We start from the raw sequence: 21,183 nt of genomic DNA, 5'->3' as shown, positions 1-21,183 counted from the left end.
CGGGGTAGGCGTGCTGTTCAGGCCGCCTCGATCACGGCAAACTCTTCGTACACCAGCTCCATATCCGGTGCCCAGTTGCCCTCTCGTTCAAAGAAGGCCCGATGTGCCGATTGCCAGTAAGCCAGGCTCAAATCGCCTTCGCCTTCCAGCGCGGCGAGCTCCGGGCTCATTTCGTTAAAACGGATGAGCCTGAGCGCCAGGGTACGTATCACACATACCGCTTTTCCTTTGCCGTCCAGCACAATGTGGTATGCCCCTGGCGTCACGGGCGGCTGCTCTTGCTGATAGCTGACAAGCGAGCCGCAGGTGCCTCGCTTTTTCCCCGCGACGACCAGGGCCGCCAGTTCGTCGGCCAGCTCAGGTGAATCGCCGAAAGACCAGCAGAAAGCAGAAGGGTATTTATCCTGCCAGTATGACTTCAGATCGCTCATTTATCGCATCCCGCCGTAGGCCAGCGTCACTTCTTTCGCCGCTTTAATCACCAGCGCCCCCAGTTCGGTGACGCGATCGTCGGTCATCCGGGAAATCGGCCCGGAAATAGAGATAGCGGCAAACGGTTCGCGGTGTTCGTCATAAATACAGGAGGCGACGCAGCGTAAACCGAGGGCATGTTCTTCATCATCAAATGAGTAGCCGCGCTTGCGCGTCTGGGCTAAATCCTCTTTCAGATGGACCGGGGAGACCAGCGTGGCGTGAGTATAAGCATGTAGCCCTTTGCGATGCAGCAGACCGGTGACCTGCTCTTCGCTGAGCTGTGACAGGAATGCTTTACCCGCGCCGGAGGCGTGCATCGGGAGCTTGCCGCCAATCGGCGCCGACATGCGCATCAGCTGCGTACACTGCACCTGATCAATAATAATCGCCTGGTGATCGCTTTGATCCAGCACCGCCAGATTGACGGTTTCACCGGAGTCTTCCATCAGCTGGCGCAGGATCGGGTGGACGATTGCCAGCAGGTTGCGGCTTTGCAGGAAGCTGCTGCCGACTACAAAGGCGTGTGCGCCCACGGACCAGTGGCCCAGCTCACCCACCTGGCGGACAAAGCCCAGCTGCTGCATGGTCGTCAGCAGACGATGGGTGGTGGAGTTGGGCAGCCCGGCCTGCTGGGCCAGTTCAGTCAGCGCCACGCTGCTGTGAGACTCAGCAATCCATTCAAGCAATTTTAATCCACGGGTGAGCGACTGAACCTGGCCGCCAGCCTGGGGGGCGGCGGGCGTCGCGGGTTTTCTGCCGCGCTTAGCGGGAACGGGAGTGGCCATCGCAGATTCCTTTTTTCTGTATCGTGGAAATAGTTTTCATTTTATTTTTCGGATTTGCAATCACAACCGGACTGATCGGAGGAGTGAAGCTGAACATGTCTCATATTGCCCGTCGTTCTCTTTTCCGCTCTGGTGCTTTATGCCAGTATGGTCCGTTGAGTTTTTTCGGTCTGGTTGAGCGTTGTCGGGAGCGAGTGTGAGCAGCAAAGTTGAACAACTGCATCAGCAGTTAAAAAAACGTATTTTGGTTCTGGATGGGGGCATGGGCACCATGATCCAGGGCTATCGTCTGAGTGAAGAGGACTTCCGCGGCGAACGCTTTGCCGACTGGCCATGCGATCTGAAAGGCAATAACGATCTGCTGGTGCTCAGTAAGCCGGATGTGATAACCGCTATCCATGACGCCTACTTTGAGGCGGGGGCGGATATCATTGAAACCAATACCTTTAACTCGACCACTATCGCGATGGCGGATTACCAGATGGAATCCCTGTCGGCGGAAATCAACTTTGTCGCGGCAAAGCTGGCGCGCGCCTGCGCCGATGAGTGGACTTCCCGCACGCCGGAAAAACCGCGCTACGTCGCGGGCGTGCTCGGCCCGACCAACCGCACCGCCTCTATTTCCCCTGATGTTAACGACCCAGCCTACCGCAATATTACCTTTGATGGGCTGGTGGAGGCTTACCGCGAGTCCACCAAAGCGCTGGTGGAAGGGGGCGTTGACCTGATTCTGATCGAGACCGTGTTCGATACCCTGAATGCCAAAGCGGCGATCTTCGCCGTGAAAGAGGAATTTGAGGCGCTGGGCGTTGAACTGCCGATCATGATCTCCGGTACCATCACCGACGCCTCCGGGCGTACGCTCTCCGGGCAAACCACCGAAGCCTTTTATAACTCCCTGCGTCATGCCGATGCGCTCACCTTCGGCCTGAACTGCGCGCTGGGGCCAGATGAGCTGCGCCAGTACGTGCAGGAGCTGTCGCGCATTGCCGAATGCTATGTCACTGCGCACCCTAATGCCGGGCTGCCGAACGCCTTTGGTGAATACGATCTGGACGCTGACACCATGGCGGCGCAGATTCGCGAATGGGCGGAGTCTGGCTTCCTGAACATCGTCGGCGGCTGCTGCGGCACTACGCCGGAACATATCGCCGCCATGACGCGCGCCGTTACGGGCCTCGCGCCGCGCGCGCTGCCGGAGATCCCGGTCGCCTGCCGTCTGGCCGGCCTGGAACCGCTGAATATCGGCGACGACAGCCTGTTTGTTAACGTCGGTGAGCGGACCAACGTGACCGGCTCAGCCAAATTCAAGCGCCTGATTAAAGAAGAAAAATATAACGAAGCGCTGGACGTTGCCCGCCAGCAGGTGGAAAGCGGCGCGCAGATTATCGATATCAACATGGATGAGGGGATGCTCGACGCGGAAGCGGCGATGGTGCGTTTCCTTAATCTGATCGCCGGCGAGCCCGACATTGCCCGGGTGCCGATTATGATCGACTCCTCGAAATGGGATGTCATCGAAAAGGGTCTGAAATGTATTCAGGGCAAAGGTATCGTCAACTCCATCTCAATGAAAGAGGGCGTAGAGGCCTTCGTTGAGCATGCGAAGAAGGTGCGTCGCTACGGTGCTGCCGTGGTGGTGATGGCCTTTGATGAAATGGGCCAGGCCGATACCCGGGCGCGGAAAATTGAAATTTGCCGCCGGGCATACAAGATTCTGACCGAAGAGGTGGGATTCCCGCCGGAAGATATTATTTTTGACCCCAATATCTTCGCTGTCGCCACCGGTATTGAAGAACACAACAACTATGCGCAGGACTTTATCGGCGCCTGTGAAGACATTAAACGCGAACTGCCCCACGCGCTGATTTCCGGCGGCGTCTCAAACGTCTCCTTCTCGTTCCGCGGCAACGATCCGGTTCGCGAAGCGATTCACGCCGTCTTCCTCTACTACGCCATCCGTAACGGCATGGATATGGGGATCGTTAACGCCGGTCAGCTGGCGATTTATGACGATCTGCCGGCTGAGCTGCGCGATGCCGTCGAAGACGTGATCCTTAACCGTCATGCTGACGGCACCGAGCGTCTGCTGGAGCTGGCGGAAAAATACCGCGGCAGCAAAACGGACGACTCCGCCAACGCCCAGCAGGCGGAATGGCGCAGCTGGGACGTGAAAAAACGGCTTGAATACTCGCTGGTAAAAGGCATTACCGAGTTTATCGAGCTGGATACCGAAGAGGCGCGCCAGCAGGCCGCTCGGCCGATAGAAGTGATCGAAGGCCCGCTGATGGACGGGATGAACGTGGTCGGCGACCTGTTCGGCGAAGGTAAAATGTTCCTGCCGCAGGTGGTGAAGTCGGCCCGGGTGATGAAACAGGCGGTCGCCTATCTGGAGCCGTATATTGAAGCCAGCAAGGAAAAGGGCTCCAGCAACGGCAAGATGGTCATTGCGACCGTGAAAGGCGACGTCCACGACATCGGTAAAAATATCGTTGGCGTGGTGCTGCAGTGCAATAACTACGAAATTATCGATCTTGGCGTGATGGTGCCGGCGGATAAAATCCTCAAAACCGCCCGCGAAGTGAATGCCGACCTGATTGGCCTCTCCGGGCTGATTACCCCGTCGCTGGACGAGATGGTTAACGTGGCGAAAGAGATGGAACGCCAGGGCTTTACCATTCCGCTGCTGATTGGCGGGGCCACGACGTCGAAGGCCCATACGGCGGTCAAAATCGAGCAGAACTACAGCGGCCCGACGGTCTATGTTCAGAACGCCTCGCGCACCGTGGGCGTGGTCTCGGCTCTGCTCTCCGACACACAGCACGATGATTTTGTTGCGCGCACGCGTCGCGAGTATGAAACCGTGCGTATCCAGCACGCTCGCAAGAAACCACGCACGCCGCCGGTGACCCTGGCTGCCGCTCGTGAGAACGATCTGGCCTTTGACTGGGCCAGCTACACGCCACCGGTTGCCCATCGTCTGGGCGTGCAGAGCGTGGAAGCCAGCATCGAAACCCTGCGCAACTACATCGACTGGACGCCATTCTTTATGACCTGGTCGCTGGCCGGGAAGTATCCACGCATTCTGGAAGACGAGGTGGTCGGCGAAGAGGCGAAGCGGTTGTTCCACGATGCTAACGAGATGCTGGATAAACTGAGCGCAGAGAAGACGCTGAATCCGCGCGGCGTGGTGGGGTTATTCCCGGCCAACCGGGTGGGGGATGACATTGAAATCTACCGCGATGAAACCCGTACCCATGTGCTGACGGTTAGCCACCATCTGCGTCAGCAGACGGAGAAAGTCGGCTTTGCCAACTACTGCCTTGCCGATTTTGTGGCGCCGAAGCTCAGCGGCAAAGCTGACTACCTCGGCGCATTTGCGGTGACCGGCGGGCTGGAAGAGGACGCGCTGGCGGAAGCGTTTGATGCGCAGCACGATGATTACAACAAGATTATGGTCAAAGCCATCGCCGACCGTCTGGCGGAAGCGTTTGCCGAATACCTGCATGAACGCGTGCGTAAGGTCTACTGGGGCTATGCGGCGAATGAGAACCTCAGTAACGAGGAGCTGATCCGCGAAAACTACCAGGGGATTCGTCCCGCGCCGGGTTACCCGGCCTGTCCGGAGCACACGGAAAAAGCGGTGATCTGGGAACTGCTGGATGTCGAGGCGCATACCGGTATGAAGCTGACCGAGTCGTTCGCCATGTGGCCGGGCGCATCGGTTTCCGGCTGGTACTTCAGCCATCCGGACAGCAAGTATTACGCGGTGGCGCAAATTCAGCGCGATCAGGTGGAAGATTATGCCCAGCGGAAAGGGATGACGCCTGCGGAAGTTGAACGCTGGCTGGCGCCAAACCTGGGATATGACGCGGACTAGAACGCGACCTGTCACAAATCCGTCATCTTAGCTTACAACTTACAGGGCGCCATCAGGGCGCCCTGTCTCTTTATTGTGGTTAAACCCTTATACTGGAGTATTGATCCACAACGGCCGGCATCGCCTGATATCGCTCCGGACGATATCGCCCGGATAAGCCCGGCGCGTTCAGGACGGGTTATCGGTATATATCCGTCGGGTAATAAGGAGAATAAGAATCCGTGTTAACTCTGCTGCATCTGCTGTCTGCTGTTGCCCTGCTGGTCTGGGGCACCCACATCGTTCGTACCGGCGTGATGCGCGTATTTGGCGCGCGCCTGCGTTCCGTCCTCAGTAGTAGCGTTGAGAAAAAACCGCTCGCCTTCTGCGCGGGGATTGGCGTCACGGCTCTGGTCCAGAGCAGTAATGCCACCACCATGCTGGTGACCTCATTTGTCGCTCAGGATCTGGTCGCGCTGACGCCTGCGCTGGTGATTGTGCTGGGGGCCGATGTGGGGACCGCATTGATGGCGAGGGTGCTGACCTTCGATCTGTCGTGGCTGTCGCCGCTGCTGATTTTTATCGGCGTGATTTTTTTCCTCGGACGCAAACAAACGCGTGCCGGCCAGCTCGGACGGGTGGGGATCGGCCTGGGGCTGATTCTGCTAGCGCTGGAACTGATTGTGCAGGCGGTTCATCCCATCACCCAGGCAAATGGCGTGCAGGTGATTTTCGCCTCGCTGACCGGCGACATTATGCTCGACGCGCTGATTGGCGCCATGTTTGCCATCATCAGCTACTCCAGCCTGGCGGCAGTGCTGTTAACGGCAACCCTGACTTCCACCGGGGTGATTTCGTTTCCGGTGGCGCTGTGCCTGGTGATTGGCGCCAACCTCGGTTCGGGGATTCTGGCGATGATCAACAACAGCGCCGCCAACGCTTCTGCGCGCCGCGTGGCGCTCGGCAGTCTGTTGTTCAAGCTGGTGGGGAGTCTGATTATTCTGCCGTTTGTGCATGTGCTGGCCAATGCGATGCACCGTATGCCGCTGCCGGAATCGGAACTGGTTATCTACTTCCACGTCTTCTACAACCTGATTCGCTGCGTGGCGATGGTGCCCTTTGCCGAGCCCATGGCCAGACTCTGCAAACGGATGATTCGTGAGGATCCCGAGCAGGACCTCCATCTCAAACCAAAACATCTGGATACCACGGCGCTGGATACGCCGGCGCTGGCGTTGGCGAATGCCGCACGCGAAACGTTGCGCATTGGCGACGCGATGGAGCAGATGCTCGAGGGGCTGCACAAGGTGATGCACGGCGAGCCGCGGGAGGAGAAAGAGTTGCGCAGGCTGGCGGACGATATCAACGTGCTCTACACCGCGATCAAGCTCTATCTGGCCCGCATGCCGAAAGATGAGCTGGCCGAAGAAGAGTCCCGCCGCTGGGCGGAGATCATCGAAATGGCGCTCAATCTGGAGCAGGCTTCCGATATCGTCGAGAGAATGGGCAGCGAAATCGCCGATAAATCGCTGGCGGCGCGCCGCGCCTTTTCGGTGGAAGGGCTGAAGGAGCTGGACGGGCTGTACGAGCAGCTGCTCAGCAACCTACAACTGGCGATGTCGGTCTTTTTCTCCAGCGATGTCCCGAGCGCCCGACGCCTGCGCCGCAACAAGCATCGTTTCCGCATCCTGAACCGCCGCTACTCGCACGCGCACGTCGACCGTCTGCACCAGCAAAACGTACAGAGTATCGAGACCAGCTCGCTGCATCTGGGGTTACTGGGGGATATGAAACGCCTGAACTCGTTGTTCTGCTCGGTGGCTTATAGCGTGATGGAGCAGCCGGATGAAGATGACGATCGGGATGAATACTAAGTCGTTTTCCTGCCGTCGGCGGATTAACCGGTCACGGGGGCGATATCCCGGCGACGACGCTGACGCCGCAAGCCGGGAACCGTCATCTTAAAAGCGGTGACCGGCCTGCAGAGGCACCGCTTCCTCACCGGCTTTAAACAGCAGCGTCGGGTTCGGGCCGCCGAGGGTGGCCTGCCCCTGTGTCACCTGAATCCAGTTGCCTTCCGGTAGGCCGACGATCGTCAGCTCCGGGGCCACGACCAGCAGTTCGCGAATACGCTGCTCACGGGTTTCGCCCTGATGTCCTTCCGGCAGCGCGTTGGTAAAGTGCGGGTTAATCTGCAGCGGGAACAGCCCCAGCGCGTCAAAACCCTGCGGATCGACAATCGGCATATCGTTGGTGGTGCGGATGGTCGGGCAGGCGAGATTTGCCCCCGCGCTCCAGCCGATGTACAGCGCGCCACGCTTCACAACCTCCACAACTGGCGCCAAAAGCCCGCGTCCACGGCACTCTTTCAGCAGCTGAAAAGTATTGCCGCCGCCGACAATCACCACTTCAGCGGCGGCAATCGCCGCCACCGGGTCGGCGACGCGGTGAATACCGGTGACGGAAACGCCAAGCGGGGCGAGCACCCCGGCGGCTTTGGCCGTGTAGTCGTCCCAGGTTTGCGTCACCCCGGCAAAGGGGATAAACACCGCGGAACGGCGTCCGTTTAGCTGTCCGGCAATCAGCGGCAGCGCATGTTCCAGCCATGCTTTGCCGGGTAGCGACGAGTTACTCAATAACAGCAGTTCCATCTTTTCTCCATTTAGCCAGGTTACAGAGTCGCAGGCGATCCTACCACCGGTTGCCCGCAGGCTCACTGATATGGCTCACGATGTTGCAAGGTGGCGGCGCGACACCGGGTCTCTTGCTGTTGTGACGAGTGAGAAGAGGGGAACGGTGAAGGGGAGGCAAAGAGTATGAAACCAGGAAACCGGGGTAAGAGCGCCCTCCCTGGCGCTCAGGCTTACCCCGCCCGCGCAAATGCCGCAGCCTCGTTGACGAGATCGGCATCCGGACGTACGCCGGTATAAAGCGCGAATTGTTCCACCGCCTGCAGCGCAATCACCTCCGCGCCGCTGATAATCTGCTTATCCAGCCTCTGCGCCAGACGAATCAGCGGTGTTTGCGACGGCAGGGCCACCACGTCGAACACGACCTGAGCCTGCCCAACCATCGACTGGCTGAATGCCAGGGTGTCGCTTTGCGTACCGCCTGCCATGCCGAGCGGTGTGACGTTGACCAGAATATCGGCCCTGATCCCTTCAGGCTGCGGCTGCCACTGAAAACCGTACTGTTTCGCCAGCGCCAGGCCGCTGTCGCGATTGCGGGCGGCGATAACCACATCGCGAAAGCCGGCGTCGCGAAAGGCGGCGATAACCGCTTTCCCCATGCCGCCGCTGCCCTGAATCATCACGCTGGCATGGGTATCCAGCTGGTGGCTGTCGATCAGGCTCTTTACCGCGATATAGTCGGTGTTGAGTCCGGTCAATCTGCCGTTGTCGTTAACGATGGTATTGACGGAATCAATTACCCTGGCCGAAGGATCGATGGCGTCAAGGAAGGGCATGCAGCTCTCTTTAAACGGCATCGAGACCGCGCAACCGCGAATCCCCAGCGCCCGTACCCCTCCCACCGCGGCGGCGATATCCTGCGTGGTAAAGGCTTTATAGATAAAATTCAGCCCCAGCTTCTCATACAGATAGTTGTGAAAACGGGTACCGAAGTTGCCTGGCCGGCCGGCCAGCGACATGCAGAGCTGAGTTTCGCGATTAATCATGAGCAATGTCCGGTGCGTGGGCCAGCAGGTACCGTTCCGCTTCGGCGGACCAGATCCCGTGATGACGCGCCATAATGGCCGCCAGTTCAGGGTCAGCAATGGCGCCAAGAGGGGTCAGGGGAAGCGATTTTTCGGTATACACCAGCTTTTTACCGCCGCCGACGGCCGGTAAATCGAGGGTAGTTTCACCCGCCGCATTGAGTCCGAGAATATGGGTCACCACTTTCGCCGCCTGGACTTTTTTCGCCTGCATCAGCGCCACGGCGGCCCGCATATCGTCAGTATTGCCGCCGGAAGTACCGACGTAATGCGTAAAGGCATAATGCACGTCGTAAAAGTTTATCGGAGCGCTGAACTGCTTATCCTGCGGGCCGGCAAAGAAGTTCAGACAGCCGTCGGGGGCCAGCAGCGAAGAGGCCATGGTAATCAGCTCCTCTTTCGGCACGAAGACGAAAATATCGTCAAAGCCGTGGCCGCCGCTCAGCGCCATCAGCGTCTCGCGTCCGGCATCGTGCCCGTCGAGGTAATGGATCAGCGTTTGTGGTTCTGACGGATAATGCTGGCGGGCATAGCTCAGCTTCGGTTTGTTGGTATCGGTCACCACCAACAGGGAAGGGTTGACCGGCCCATGCAAGGCGTAGTCGATCGCCAGCAGCCCCATGGGGCCGGTACCGCCGAGGATCAGCGTGCGGCCCTGAGGTCGGATCCCCATCACATGGTTATAGCTCCCTTCCTGCAGATGATAGTTGGCGTTGAATGCACCGATCACGCAGGAGAGCGGTTCGACCAGCGAGCCTTCAAACCAGGTATCGCCTTCCCAGGTGAGCAGACAATCTTGCGTCATGACCTCATCCGGGATCACCACGTGAGTCGCTTCGCCACCGATCCACGGGAAGGAGTAGCCGGGGCAATCGGGGCGATCCGGCAGCTGCAGGTTGGCCTGAATCACATAGCGCTGACCGGCCTGGAATTTATGCTGCCACTTTTTCCCGACCGCGAGGATTTCACCGCAGAATTCATGGCCGATAATGATCGGGTTCACCGCCACGTCGTCCGGCACCTTTTTATGGTTTTCCCCCTGGTTGGCCTCTTTCCAGGAAGAGAGGCACAGGCTATCGGTGACCACGCGGGCCAGGATCTCGTCATCCTGCATTTCCGGGAGTGCAAAGGTTTCCAGACGCAGGTCGCGTTTACCGTAAAGGCGTAGAGCTGTCGTTTTCATGTTTACCACCTCATCCCCTTTTACTACGGGGTTAGCTTATTGAAGTGGCCCCGGTGCGACCGGGGCCGAATAATCAGGACAAGAAGCCCAGCGCGTTACCGATAATCCCCAGACCAAACAGGGCAAAGATCAGCCATACCGGGTTAACTTTTTTATTGAGCAGACGCACCATCAGCAGCGTCAGGCCCAGCGCCAACAGGCCGGGACAAAGCTGGTCGAGGATGTTTTGTACGGTCATGGTGACGGTGGTGCCGTCGGCGCCTGGCGTTTGCGACACCACCAACGGCACGTGGATGGAGGTCCACCTGGTGACCAGCACGCCCATCACGAAGAGACCCAAAATAGAGGCCCCTTCGGTCAGTTTTTGCAGCAGGTTACCGCCCATATCGCTGACGATATTGACCCCCTTACGGAAACCGAGCTGCAGGCCGTACCATTTCATTGCCAGGCGTACTGCATTGAAAATAAAGAAAAAGAGAAGTGGCCCAAGAAGATTCCCGGAGAGCGCGAGCGACGCGCCGAGCGCCGCGGTAATCGGGCGCAACGTGCCCCAGACCAGCGGATCGCCGACCCCGGCCAGCGGCCCCATCAGGCCAACTTTGATGCCGTTAATCGCCCCATCGTCGATGGCCGCGCCGTTGGCTCGCGCTTCCTCCATCGCCGCCGTTACGCCCAGCACCGGGCCGCAGACGGCGGGGGTGGTATTGAAGAACACCAGATGGCGTTTTAGCGCCGCCACCTGATCCTCTTTTAGCGGATAGAGACGCTTGATCGCCGGGATCATGTCGTAGCAAAAGCCGAGACCATGAATGCGTTCAAAGTTGAAGGAGGCCTGCTGCAGGTTGGAGCGCAGAAAGATGTTAACCAGGTCGCCTTGGGTGAGTTTTTTCGGTTCCATAACGGGCTCCATCAGTCGTCAAGTTGGTCAAGGGCGGTGGAAGAGGCGGCGGCCTGCTGGGGCTCGGCCTTGCGCCATTGCGGGTTCAGCTGGATATAAATCAGCGCGATAATGACGCCCACGCCGCCGAAGGCCAGCAGGCTGAAATCGAGATAGCCTCCCGCCAGAAAACCGAGGAAAAAGAATGGCATCAGGTATTTGACGCCCATCATGCGCAGCACCATGGCGTAGCCCACCACCACAATAAAACCACCGGCGATTTGCAGGCCGCGGGTGACAAATTCCGGGATGGCGTTCAGCATGTTGCTGACCATGTCGGCGCTGACAAACAGCGAGACGACCAGTGCCGGAATTGCGACGCGGAGCGCCTGTACGCCCAGCGCCGAGATATGCAGCATGTCGATAGTGCGAAAACGCGCGTCCTCCGCCGCTTTGTCCGCTGCGTGTTGAAAGACCACCGTAATGGTGCGGGCGAAAACGGTGAGCACCTGCCCGGCTGCGGCCACCGGCAGCGCGATGGCGATCCCTGTGGCGATACTTTGATGGCCGACGATAACCAGAATCGCGGAGATAATGCTGGCCAGCGCCGAATCCGGCGATTGCGCGGCGCCGACGTTCATCCAGCCGAGTGCGATCAGTTCCAATGTACCGCCGAGCATAATCCCGGTTTTTAAATCACCGAGAATTAAGCCGATGACCGTGCAGGCAATTAACGGGCGGTGCGTCTGAAATTCATCCAGCACGCTGCCCATTCCGGCAATACAAGAAAAAATAAATATGGCGATTATTTGTAGGGTACTGATTTCCATAATATGTCACCTTGAGGGTATGCAAATCCCTGCCTGTTACGGCATTAACACGGTATTACGCTGACGGTCACGGTATGGGTTTTATATTTTTAAACCTGTCACTAAAAATTGTGCTAAGTCTATTTCCAGGGTGTGCCATTCAGAATAACGATGTGCAAAATACAGGCGCTGTTTTATTCTGTAACAGAGTGCTCGGCTATTTTGTCGAGGATATTGACGGACGGATCTGATGCCACCACACGTAAGTCCAGTTTTACGCCCAGTTTATCCAGTTCATGAAACGCATGAATATCCTGGTCGTCTAAAGATACCGCCTTGGTTAATTGTTTTTTACCCGGTCGCCAGGCCATGCCGCCGATATTTAAGGTGGCAATATTGACCCCCTGTCTGACCATCGTTAAAACATCCTGAGGGTTGGTGAATAAATAAAAAACGGTCTCGTGTTGATATTGCGGGTTGTGATAAACGGCGACCGCCTTTTCGAGGTTAACGACATTGACCTTCATGCCCGGAGGCGCGGCCTGGCGGAGTAAGGTCCGACGTACCTCATCGTTATAGACCTCGTCGTTGCAGATAATAATGCGCCCGGCGTTGGCCACTTTTGACCACACGGTGGTCACCTGGCCATGGATCAGGCGGTCATCAATGCGAGCAAGCGTAATGTTCATCAGAAATCCTCCTCAATGGTTTCCGGCTGTCGCCACACCACGCAGCACTGGCTGGCGATGGCGGTCAGGTGTGCGCACAGGGCGTCTGCGGTCAGGGTCTGCTGGTTATCCACCAGTTCCAGCGCCAGCGGTAAAGAGAGACCGCTGATGACCCGCAGTCGCGGGTTTTTCATCGCCAGCCCGGCGGCGGCATTCCATGGGCTGCCGCACTGTAAATCGACGGCGATCAGCCACTCACTATCATTGTGAGCACTTACTAACTCATCGAGCCGGGTGGCGATGTCGCTGGCGTTTTCGCCGGGCATAAATGCCACCGCGCTGGCCTTTACGTCACCATAGACCATGCGTACCGAATCCAGCATGGCGCAGGCCAGCTGACCGTGGGCGCAGAAAATAACATTCACCATATCGACTCCTTATCCGCGGGTTTTTCCGCCGGCGATGTTAGTGGTTACTCCGGTTATATAGCTTGCCCGCTCTGACAGCAGGTAGCAGACATAGTCGGCCACTTCGCTAAGACGACCGGAGCGACCAAGCGGAATCGCGTTTTTGCTATAGCCCGCGCGCAGCTGCTCGACGCTGATATTGCGCGTCCAGGCCAGCGCTTCTTCGTATTCCGGCGTGCGCAGCCCGGTTTTTTCGAGGATGCCTGGCGCAACGCCCACGACGCGAATACCGTGTTTCCCCAGCTCTTTGGACCATGAACGCGTGAAGCTATTCAGCGCAGCCTTGGTTGCGGCATAGCAGCTCTGACCTTCAGAGCCTTCCAGCCCGCTTTCCGACGAGACGTTAACAATGACGCCTGCGCGCTGTTTCACCATCTGCCGGGCCACCGCCTGCGACATCAGAAAGACCCCTTTTTGGTTGATGTTCACCATCTTTTCAAAAGCGGCCTCATTGAGTTCGTAGCGTCCTGCCGGGGCTTTCTCATCGACGAGGAGACGCGGAAAATTCACCCCGGCATTATTCACCAGGCCATCGATACGGCCGTATTGTTGAATAATCTGCTCGACGGTGTGATTCACTTCGCTGGCGCTGGAAATATCCGTGGGCCAGAACCTGTAACGGTCATTGTGGTGATGCTTGTCACCGCCGTGAATATCGCTCATCTGGACATTTGCGCCGAGATTTAATAACTCATCAACAATTGCCAGACCAATTCCCGAAGCGCCGCCGGTAACAATAATGATTTTATCTTGCAGATTTAGCCATGTTTGCATAATCGTTATCTCATTTTCAGGTAAAGGGATCCCACGCAGCGTGAGCTGCGGCAAAAGAAAACGTCTTTTATTTCAGTAACAGTTCTGCGGTTTCTCTATTCGTCACCAGGCAGTTAATATAACCCCCGCGTAATGCGCCAATGATTCCGGTATATTTTTCTTCGCCGATGGCGATACCCACGGAATAACGCACCTGTTTTAATCTGGCAATATCGATGGAGAGCGTTTTTTCATTCATATTGGTTTCAACGGCGATACCGTTGATATCATAAAAGCGTGAACAAATATCGCCGGCGACGTGCCGCGCGTTGAGATCATCGCTCTCTTCGCTACCATAAAACGCATGCCAGTTGGCGCCATCGCTAATCGCCGGGGAACCGATACCCACCAGCGCCACATCGAGATTCTCCCAGTAGGATGAAATCGTTTTAAAATGCTGGGACTGCATAATACCGTTGCGAATCAATGTGTTTTCCAGCAGCGCCGGGAAGTCAGCAAGATGCGATTCGGCTTTCAGCCTGGCGGCGGCGCCGTAGGTCAGCGTGTTCACATGATACCGGCTCTCCAGCTTGCCCGAGGGACCGCCGATAATCGGCACGCAAATCACCTGCCGCGACTGACTTGCCTGCGGTAGGGTTTCGACCAGCGCACGGACCGCACGCCCCCAGGAAAAGCCGATAATATCGCCAGGCTCAAGCAGGCGATCGACCAGCTGAGCGCCATGCTGCCCGATGGTGCTCAGCTGGTCCTCTTCCTGTGATGACTCGCAGGAAGCGACCACCGCCTCTTTGAGAGCGAACTTTTGCTTCAGCTGCTGTTCCAGCCACAGATTTTCGTTGTAGTCGTAGTTGATGGCGATGGTGACAATACCCTGCTCACGACCGCGTTTTAGCAGGCGGCTGATCGTGGTGCGGTAAATACCCAGCTCACGGGCAATCTGCGCCTGGGTCAGGTCCTGCTCATAATAGAGCTGGGCAACTTTAACTATTAAGCGGATATCATCGCTATTTTCGATCGCCATCTTTGGGCTCCTGCACATTTGTGCAAACGACACTCTTGCTCTCTTGATCTGATATAACCCCAACAATCGCCGGCGACAAAGCAATTTTCCGCTATATCATCACCATAAGGTGGCGGTTTGTTTTGCACATTTGATTACTGACCTGCCTGGAGATGGCACTTTTGTGCATGGTGAGCTAATGGTTTGATTCTGCTTATTTTCGCCGGGCAGAATTGCACGGCACGGGGTGGAACACTTTTGTGTCGAAAGGTGTGACGGATCACATTTAGCGGCGAGCCGTGGAGACGCGATTATTTTTGATTGTCCGCGGCCTGAGGTATATTTCGCTTTTACAGGAGAATTTATGCTGCCAGACTCATCAACCCGACTCAATAAATACATCAGTGAAAGCGGAATTTGCTCGCGTCGCGAAGCCGATCGCTACATTGAACAAGGCAATGTTTTTATCAATGGCAAGCGTGCGACCATTGGCGATCAGGTCAACCCTGGCGATGTCGTGAAGGTCAACGGTCAATTGATCGAGCCGCGCGAGGCCGAAGATCTGGTTTTCATCGCCCTGAATAAACCGGTCGGTATTGTCAGTACAACGGAAGACAGCGAGCGCGATAACATTGTGGACTTTGTTAACCACAGCAAGCGCGTCTTCCCGATTGGTCGACTGGACAAAGACTCTCAGGGGCTGATCTTTCTGACCAACCACGGCGATCTGGTGAATAAGATCCTGCGTGCTGGCAACGATCACGAAAAAGAGTATCTGGTGACGGTGGACAAGCCGGTGACCGACGAGTTTATCCGCGGTATGGGAGCCGGCGTACCGATTCTTGGCACGGTGACGAAGAAGTGCAAAGTCAGGAAGGAAGCGCCGTTCGTGTTCCGCATAACCCTGGTTCAGGGCCTGAACCGGCAGATTCGCCGGATGTGTGAGCACTTTGGCTATGAGGTCATGAAGCTTGAACGGACGCGAATTATGAACGTCGGGCTGTCGGGACTGCCGCTGGGCGAGTGGCGCGACCTGACGGATGATGAGCTGGTGGCGCTGTTTAAGCTGATTGAGAATTCGTCCTCTGAGGCCAAACCGAAGGCGAAAGCCAAACCGAAAACCGCCGGGATCAAACGTCCGGTAGTGAAGGTTGAAAAGAGCAATGAGAAAAACGAGAAAGGGCGCCCGGCGTCTAACGGAAAACGTTTTACTCAGCCGGGGCGGAAAAAGAAAGGGCGTTAACGCCTGCCGCGCGTCGGCGTGCTCGCCGACCATGAAAATGAAGCTTCGCTATCGGGTTTGTAGGCCTGCTTTTTCTTTAGCTGGCGGGCCTTTTTCGCTTCGGCTTCTCGCAGCACCATCAGCTTGTCGATGTACTCTTTCTTGACGGCGTTGGTCTCGGCGTTGGTCAGCGGACGGCCGTGCGCTATTCGGGCCCGGTCAAGCAGCGTTTTGAGTTCGCGTTGCTCGCGCTCTGTCATCTCTTTTTGCGTAATGCGGGGAAGTGCCATCGTGGTGCCCTCAGTCTGCCGGATAACCCAGTGTACGGTAATCGCGGGCCGACGGACAGCGGGTTAGTCTCGTTGAGGAGGGCACAAACGGGGAAAATACCCGGGCCGTTGGCCCGGGTGAGGGAATATTAGCGTTTGTTCACGTTTTTGGCGGTCGGTTTCCCGGACCAGTAACCCGCCAGCAGCGAACCGGACAGGTTGTGCCAGACTGAAAACAGCGCACCGGGCAGCGCGGCGAGCGGGCCGAAGTAGATTTTCCCCAGCGCGGCAGCCAGACCAGAGTTTTGCATCCCCACTTCAATCGCCAGCGTCCGACAGGTTGACTCGTCAAAGCCAAACAGCCGCCCGCCCCAGTAGCCACCGAGCAGGCCAATGGCGTTATGCAGGATCACCGCGACAATCACCACCAGGCCCACCGAGGCGATATGCGAGGCGGAACCGGCGACGACGGCGCTGATGATCGCCAGGATGCAGATCATTGAGAAGGCGGGCAGAAAAGGCTCAACCGCTTTCACCACTTTGGGCAGCGTATGGTGAATCACCAGCCCCAGCGCAATCGGGATCACCACGATCTGCAGGATGCTGAGCAGCATCCCCATGACGTCGACCTGAATGTGCGCATCCACATACAGCCGCGTCAGCAGCGGCGTGGCAACCACGCCGACCAGCGTAGAAACCGATGAGATGGTGACAGACAGCGCCACATCGCCTTTCGCGAGATAGATCATCACGTTCGATGCGGTCCCACTGGCGACGCTCCCGACCAGTACCATGCCGGCTGAAAGCTCGGGCGGCATATGGAACAGCAGCGCCAGCGCCCAGGCGGCGAGAGGCATCACCAGATAGTGAAGAAAAATACCTGCAGCCACCGGCGCCGGGCGCGACAGCACGCGCTTAAAGTCATCCAGTTTCAGATGTACTCCCATTCCGAACATGATTAGCATCAGCAGCGTGGTGACCCATGGCCCGACGGGGGTAAAGGTCGACGGAGTGTAATAAGCCAGAACAGAGAGCAGCAGCGCCCATAACGGGAACAGCCTCGTCAGAGTAGCGAGCATGTTGTTTTCCTTGCGATTAACGCCTCATTCTTCGGGCAACGCGTGCGCAGGCGGTGTCTGTTTCCCCGGGCACGTTGTCTGCTGTGCATCAGGGATCGTCGCACCGTCCAGTCGCCTGAACGATTGAGGGGGTGTTGTGTTGGTATAGTTATAAAAAAGCCGGGTTCGAGCCCGGCTATAGGTAATATTTATCGCGTGAAGAAATATTATTCAAACAAATTATGATGTAATTTCTGCACGACTTTCTCGGCATCTGCGCCAGGCACCAGGAAGCAGAGGTTATGGCTGGATGCGCCGTAGCAAATCATACGAATATTGAACGGCTCAAGGACGCCGAAAACTTCTTTGCCCACGCCACAGGCGCGCGACAACTCGTTACCGATTAACGCCACCAGCGCCAGATCCTGCTCCACTTCTACGCGGCACAGGGAGGAGAGCTCGGTCAGCAGCGCCTGCGTCAGCAGAGTATCGGTGGCGGAGGTCGAACCGGTGGTATCCATGGTCAACGCAATGCTGACTTCGGACGTGGTGATCAGATCCACGGAAATATTGTGGCGCGCGAGGATCCCGAACACTTCCGCCAGGAAGCCGCGAGAGTGCAGCATATTCAGGCTATGCAGCGTCAGCAGCGTCTGACGACGGCGCAGGGCCAGCGCCCGGAACAGCGGCGGATTTTCGGTTTTATTGCACACCAGCGTTCCGCCGGCGGTGGGTTCTTTGCTGGAGCCCACGAAGACCGGAATATCGCTACGCACGGCGGGCAACAGGGTGGCAGGATGAAGCACTTTGGCCCCAAAGGTGGCCATTTCTGCCGCTTCGGCAAAGGCGATGACATCAATGCGTTTTGCCGCCGGCGCGACGCGCGGGTCGGTGGTGTAGATACCCGGGACATCGGTCCAGATATCGACACGGCTGGCGTTCAGCGCTTCGCCCAGCAGAGCCGCGGTATAGTCGCTGCCGCCGCGACCCAGGGTTGTCGTACGCCCTTTCGCTTCGCTGCCGATAAAGCCCTGAGTGACCACCAGACCTTCAGCCAGGCGCGGAGTCAGCTGCAGCTGCGTCAGCTCGGCCAGTGCGGCAATGTCTGGCTCGGCGCGGCCGAAGCGATCGTTGGTGCGCATAATTTTACGCACATCGAACCACTGTGACGCGATACCGCGCTCGCGGAGAATTTCGACAAACAGCAGGGTGGACATCAGTTCACCATGGCTGACCAGCTCGTCGGTCAGCGCAGCGGAACTTGCCAGCGCAGCGGCTTCTGCCAGGGTGGTGATATTTTCCAGCAGACGCTCGATCTCTTCGCGAATCACGTTGGGATAGCGCAGACGCTCCAGGATATTGAATTGAATCTGGCGCAGTGACTCGAGCTTTTCAAAACGCTCAGCGGGTTCCAGCCCTTCAGCCAAAGCAACCAAAAGATTGGTCACACCCGCAGAGGCCGATAACACCACGACGCGCGTGTTCTCATCAAGTCGCGCAACATCAACGCTGCGATTCATGGCATCGAAATCGGCAACGCTGGTGCCGCCGAATTTGGCTACAACTAAATCTGTCATAACAACCTCGTGTCAGGGGGGGCCTGACTTATTAAAACGATTCCTGAGTGGGGCTGGCTGGACACCAACTTACAGTAATAAAATGTCTTAATAAGCCAGGCCAAATTATTCAGCCATGGCACAAGGGAAGAGCGAAAAACAGGGTGGGCGCAGAGCAATAAACAGCTACGATGTCACCCAGAAGTGCTCCACCTTGTAGACCCGCTCCCCAACGCCTTACGTCAGTTCCTGGGTATGAAACGCCCGACTGCGAACGTTTCTGGTGACAACCCAGGGGATTCAGCCCCTGTGGCCGGTGATGTGCGTACCAGACGCTTTATCACCTCGGCGTTGCTCCCCCTCACGTATTTTCGCCGGACTGGTTCCTCCAATACGGTTACCTGGGCAACGCACCTCTTCTGGCAATTACCGACGTCTTTCACTTTGCCTGGGGGCGCTGGTGATAATCCCCCTGCAATACCCTTTCGCTGTAGCGTGAAATGCGCGAGCAATACAAACCTGCGTAAATGCAGGCAGTGCAGTTATATAAAGGCTTCGGAGTAGGTATGTCAACGTTGCGGTTATGCGGATTTTTCATGCGGGGATGATTAACAGAAAAAAGCCTTATGATGGCTATACTAGTAGAGGCTTTTTGCCCCGAACTGACCCTGTTCCTGACGCGTGTCATAGGCATAACATAAAAATCATCACAATTTTTTGCCGCCGGCGCTACAATCGACCGCAGTCACAATTCTCAAATCAGAAGAGTATTGCTAATGAAAAACATCAACCCAACGCAGACCTCTGCCTGGCAGGCATTACAGAAACACTTTGATGAAATGAAAGACGTCACTATCAGCGAGCTTTTCGCGCAAGATAGCGACCGTTTTTCTAAGTTTTCCGCAACGTTCGACGATCTGATGCTGGTGGATTTTTCCAAAAACCGCATCACCGAAGAGACGCTGAGCAAACTGCAGGATCTGGCGAAAGAGACCGATCTGGCAGGGGCGATCAAGTCCATGTTCTCCGGTGAAAAGATCAACCGCACTGAAGATCGCGCTGTTCTGCACGTTGCTCTGCGCAACCGTAGCAATACTCCGATTATTGTTGATGGCAAAGATGTGATGCCGGAAGTTAATGCTGTTCTCGAAAAGATGAAGCATTTCTCTGAAGCGATCATCTCCGGTAGCTGGAAAGGCTATACCGGTAAAGCGATTACTGACGTAGTGAATATCGGTATCGGCGGTTCTGACCTCGGCCCGTTCATGGTGACCGAAGCGCTGCGTCCGTATAAAAACCACCTCAATATGCACTTTGTATCTAACGTCGATGGCACCCATATCGCCGAAGTGCTGAAAACGGTGAACCCGGAAACCACTCTGTTCCTGGTCGCGTCGAAAACCTTCACCACCCAGGAAACCATGACCAACGCCCACAGCGCGCGCGACTGGTTCCTGGCGACCGCGGGCGATGAGAAGCACGTGGCGAAACACTTCGCCGCACTCTCCACCAATGGCAAAGCGGTGGGCGAGTTCGGTATTGATACTGCCAATATGTTTGAGTTCTGGGACTGGGTTGGCGGCCGTTACTCCCTGTGGTCAGCCATCGGCCTGTCCATTATCCTGTCCGTGGGCTTCGACAACTTTGTTGAGCTGCTCTCCGGCGCGCATGCGATGGATAAACACTTCTCCACCACCGCGCCAGAGAAAAACCTGCCGGTGCTGCTGGCGCTGATCGGTATCTGGTACAACAACTTCTTCGGCGCTGAAACCGAAGCCATTCTGCCGTACGACCAGTACATGCACCGCTTTGCGGCCTACTTCCAGCAGGGCAACATGGAGTCTAACGGCAAATACGTTGACCGTAACGGCAACGCCGTAGATTACCAGACCGGCCCTATCATCTGGGGTGAGCCGGGTACCAACGGCCAGCACGCGTTCTATCAGCTGATCCACCAGGGCACCAAAATGGTACCGTGCGATTTTATCGCCCCGGCCATTACCCATAACCCGCTCTCCGATCACCATCCGAAGCTGCTGTCTAACTTCTTTGCACAGACCGAAGCGCTGGCGTTCGGTAAATCCCGTGAAGCGGTTGAGCAGGAATATCGTGATCAGGGTAAAGATCCGGCAACCCTGGATCACGTGGTGCCGTTCAAAGTGTTCGAAGGCAACCGCCCGACCAACTCCATCCTGCTGCGTGAAATCACCCCGTTCAGCCTGGGCGCGCTGATTGCCCTGTATGAACATAAGATCTTCACCCAGGGCGCGATCCTCAACATCTTCACCTTCGACCAGTGGGGCGTTGAGTTAGGTAAACAGCTGGCAAACCGCATTCTGCCAGAGCTGAAAGATGGCGAAGAAATCAGCAGCCACGACAGCTCGACGAACGGCCTGATTAACCGTTACAAAGCCTGGCGCGCATAATCACGCCCCCGGTCACGGAGCGTTAATCCGCCGCAATAATG

18 protein-coding genes and 1 riboswitch are annotated in these 21,183 nt (G+C 56.9%); of the genes, 4 read left to right on the top strand and 14 right to left on the bottom strand.

Annotated features, from left to right (window positions below; all coding sequences use genetic code 11):
* Positions 1–17: 17 nt before the first annotated feature.
* Together GRPL_RS22235 and iclR are read right to left on the bottom strand one after the other, a co-directional pair.
* On the bottom strand, positions 18–422 hold the full coding sequence (locus GRPL_RS22235; RefSeq protein WP_123198855.1) for an ASCH domain-containing protein: 405 nt from the start codon (positions 420–422) through the stop codon (positions 18–20).
* Between the two features lie 9 nt (positions 423–431).
* A complete protein-coding gene (iclR, locus tag GRPL_RS22240; protein ID WP_032689970.1) occupies positions 432–1,259 on the bottom strand; it encodes a glyoxylate bypass operon transcriptional repressor IclR in 828 nt (275 codons plus the stop codon).
* Between the two features lie 196 nt (positions 1,260–1,455).
* On the opposite strand from iclR, the gene metH reads away from it, so the two are divergent.
* Both metH and GRPL_RS22250 read left to right on the top strand, forming a co-directional pair.
* The gene (gene metH, locus GRPL_RS22245; RefSeq protein WP_032698396.1) at positions 1,456–5,139 is read left to right on the top strand and encodes a methionine synthase; all 3,684 of its coding nucleotides are present in this window, start codon (positions 1,456–1,458) and stop codon (positions 5,137–5,139) included.
* A 221-nt stretch (positions 5,140–5,360) separates the two neighbouring features.
* Positions 5,361–6,992 (top strand): Na/Pi cotransporter family protein, encoded by a 1,632-nt coding sequence (locus GRPL_RS22250; RefSeq protein ID WP_032689968.1) that lies wholly within the window; start codon positions 5,361–5,363, stop codon positions 6,990–6,992.
* 87 nt (positions 6,993–7,079) lie between these two features.
* On the opposite strand, the gene pepE is transcribed toward GRPL_RS22250, so the two are convergent.
* From pepE to GRPL_RS22295, 9 genes are all read right to left on the bottom strand, one after another.
* Complete coding sequence (pepE, locus tag GRPL_RS22255) at positions 7,080–7,769, bottom strand: dipeptidase PepE (protein WP_032689967.1); 690 nt, start codon at positions 7,767–7,769, stop codon at positions 7,080–7,082.
* Between the two features lie 212 nt (positions 7,770–7,981).
* Positions 7,982–8,794: a shikimate 5-dehydrogenase gene (locus GRPL_RS22260; RefSeq protein WP_032689965.1), complete on the bottom strand. Its 813-nt coding sequence runs from the start codon at positions 8,792–8,794 to the stop codon at positions 7,982–7,984.
* Positions 8,787–10,016: an L-sorbose 1-phosphate reductase gene (gene sorE / locus GRPL_RS22265; protein WP_032689964.1), complete on the bottom strand. Its 1,230-nt coding sequence runs from the start codon at positions 10,014–10,016 to the stop codon at positions 8,787–8,789. Before sorE ends, GRPL_RS22260 begins: the two co-directional genes overlap by 8 nt.
* A 73-nt stretch (positions 10,017–10,089) precedes the next feature.
* Complete coding sequence (locus GRPL_RS22270) at positions 10,090–10,914, bottom strand: PTS system mannose/fructose/sorbose family transporter subunit IID (protein ID WP_032698395.1); 825 nt, start codon at positions 10,912–10,914, stop codon at positions 10,090–10,092.
* 11 nt (positions 10,915–10,925) lie between these two features.
* On the bottom strand, positions 10,926–11,723 hold the full coding sequence (locus GRPL_RS22275; protein ID WP_032689962.1) for a PTS mannose/fructose/sorbose transporter subunit IIC: 798 nt from the start codon (positions 11,721–11,723) through the stop codon (positions 10,926–10,928).
* A 173-nt stretch (positions 11,724–11,896) separates the two neighbouring features.
* Positions 11,897–12,391 carry a PTS sugar transporter subunit IIB gene (locus GRPL_RS22280; protein WP_032689961.1) on the bottom strand — a complete coding sequence of 165 codons (495 nt, stop codon included), beginning with the start codon at positions 12,389–12,391 and terminating at the stop codon, positions 11,897–11,899.
* Positions 12,391–12,798 (bottom strand): mannose/fructose/sorbose PTS transporter subunit IIA, encoded by a 408-nt coding sequence (locus tag GRPL_RS22285; RefSeq protein ID WP_032698394.1) that lies wholly within the window; start codon positions 12,796–12,798, stop codon positions 12,391–12,393. The genes GRPL_RS22280 and GRPL_RS22285 overlap by 1 nt, the downstream gene beginning before the upstream one ends.
* A 9-nt stretch (positions 12,799–12,807) precedes the next feature.
* Positions 12,808–13,611: an SDR family oxidoreductase gene (locus tag GRPL_RS22290; protein ID WP_032689959.1), complete on the bottom strand. Its 804-nt coding sequence runs from the start codon at positions 13,609–13,611 to the stop codon at positions 12,808–12,810.
* 67 nt (positions 13,612–13,678) lie between these two features.
* Entirely contained in the window at positions 13,679–14,632 is a 954-nt protein-coding gene (locus GRPL_RS22295; RefSeq protein ID WP_032698393.1) for a sugar-binding transcriptional regulator, read from the bottom strand.
* 343 nt (positions 14,633–14,975) lie between these two features.
* Here GRPL_RS22295 and rluF point away from each other — a divergent pair, with 343 nt between their 5' ends.
* Positions 14,976–15,854 (top strand): 23S rRNA pseudouridine(2604) synthase RluF, encoded by an 879-nt coding sequence (rluF, locus tag GRPL_RS22300; protein ID WP_032698392.1) that lies wholly within the window; start codon positions 14,976–14,978, stop codon positions 15,852–15,854.
* Here rluF and GRPL_RS22305 read toward each other — a convergent pair.
* The 3 genes from GRPL_RS22305 to lysC all read right to left on the bottom strand — a co-directional run bounded on the left by GRPL_RS22305 (position 15,851) and on the right by lysC (position 18,737).
* The gene (locus GRPL_RS22305; RefSeq protein ID WP_004856415.1) at positions 15,851–16,123 is read right to left on the bottom strand and encodes a YjbD family protein; all 273 of its coding nucleotides are present in this window, start codon (positions 16,121–16,123) and stop codon (positions 15,851–15,853) included. The two genes, rluF and GRPL_RS22305, sit on opposite strands and share 4 nt — an antisense overlap.
* 128 nt (positions 16,124–16,251) lie before the next feature.
* Positions 16,252–17,181 (bottom strand): ketopantoate/pantoate/pantothenate transporter PanS, encoded by a 930-nt coding sequence (gene panS, locus GRPL_RS22310; RefSeq protein ID WP_004856416.1) that lies wholly within the window; start codon positions 17,179–17,181, stop codon positions 16,252–16,254.
* A 206-nt stretch (positions 17,182–17,387) separates the two neighbouring features.
* The gene (gene lysC, locus GRPL_RS22315) at positions 17,388–18,737 is read right to left on the bottom strand and encodes a lysine-sensitive aspartokinase 3 (RefSeq protein WP_004856417.1); all 1,350 of its coding nucleotides are present in this window, start codon (positions 18,735–18,737) and stop codon (positions 17,388–17,390) included.
* A gap of 173 nt (positions 18,738–18,910) precedes the next feature.
* Positions 18,911–19,143, bottom strand: a riboswitch (Lysine riboswitch).
* Between the two features lie 349 nt (positions 19,144–19,492).
* Between lysC and pgi the strand changes: the two genes are divergently transcribed.
* Positions 19,493–21,142, top strand: a complete 1,650-nt coding sequence (gene pgi / locus GRPL_RS22320) for a glucose-6-phosphate isomerase (RefSeq protein ID WP_032689957.1) — start codon at positions 19,493–19,495, stop codon at positions 21,140–21,142.
* Positions 21,143–21,183: the final 41 nt, after the last annotated feature.

Source organism: Klebsiella planticola ATCC 33531 (assembly GCF_000735435.1).
GTDB lineage: Bacteria > Pseudomonadota > Gammaproteobacteria > Enterobacterales > Enterobacteriaceae > Klebsiella > Klebsiella planticola.
This window is presented reverse-complemented; position numbering and strand designations above follow the sequence as displayed.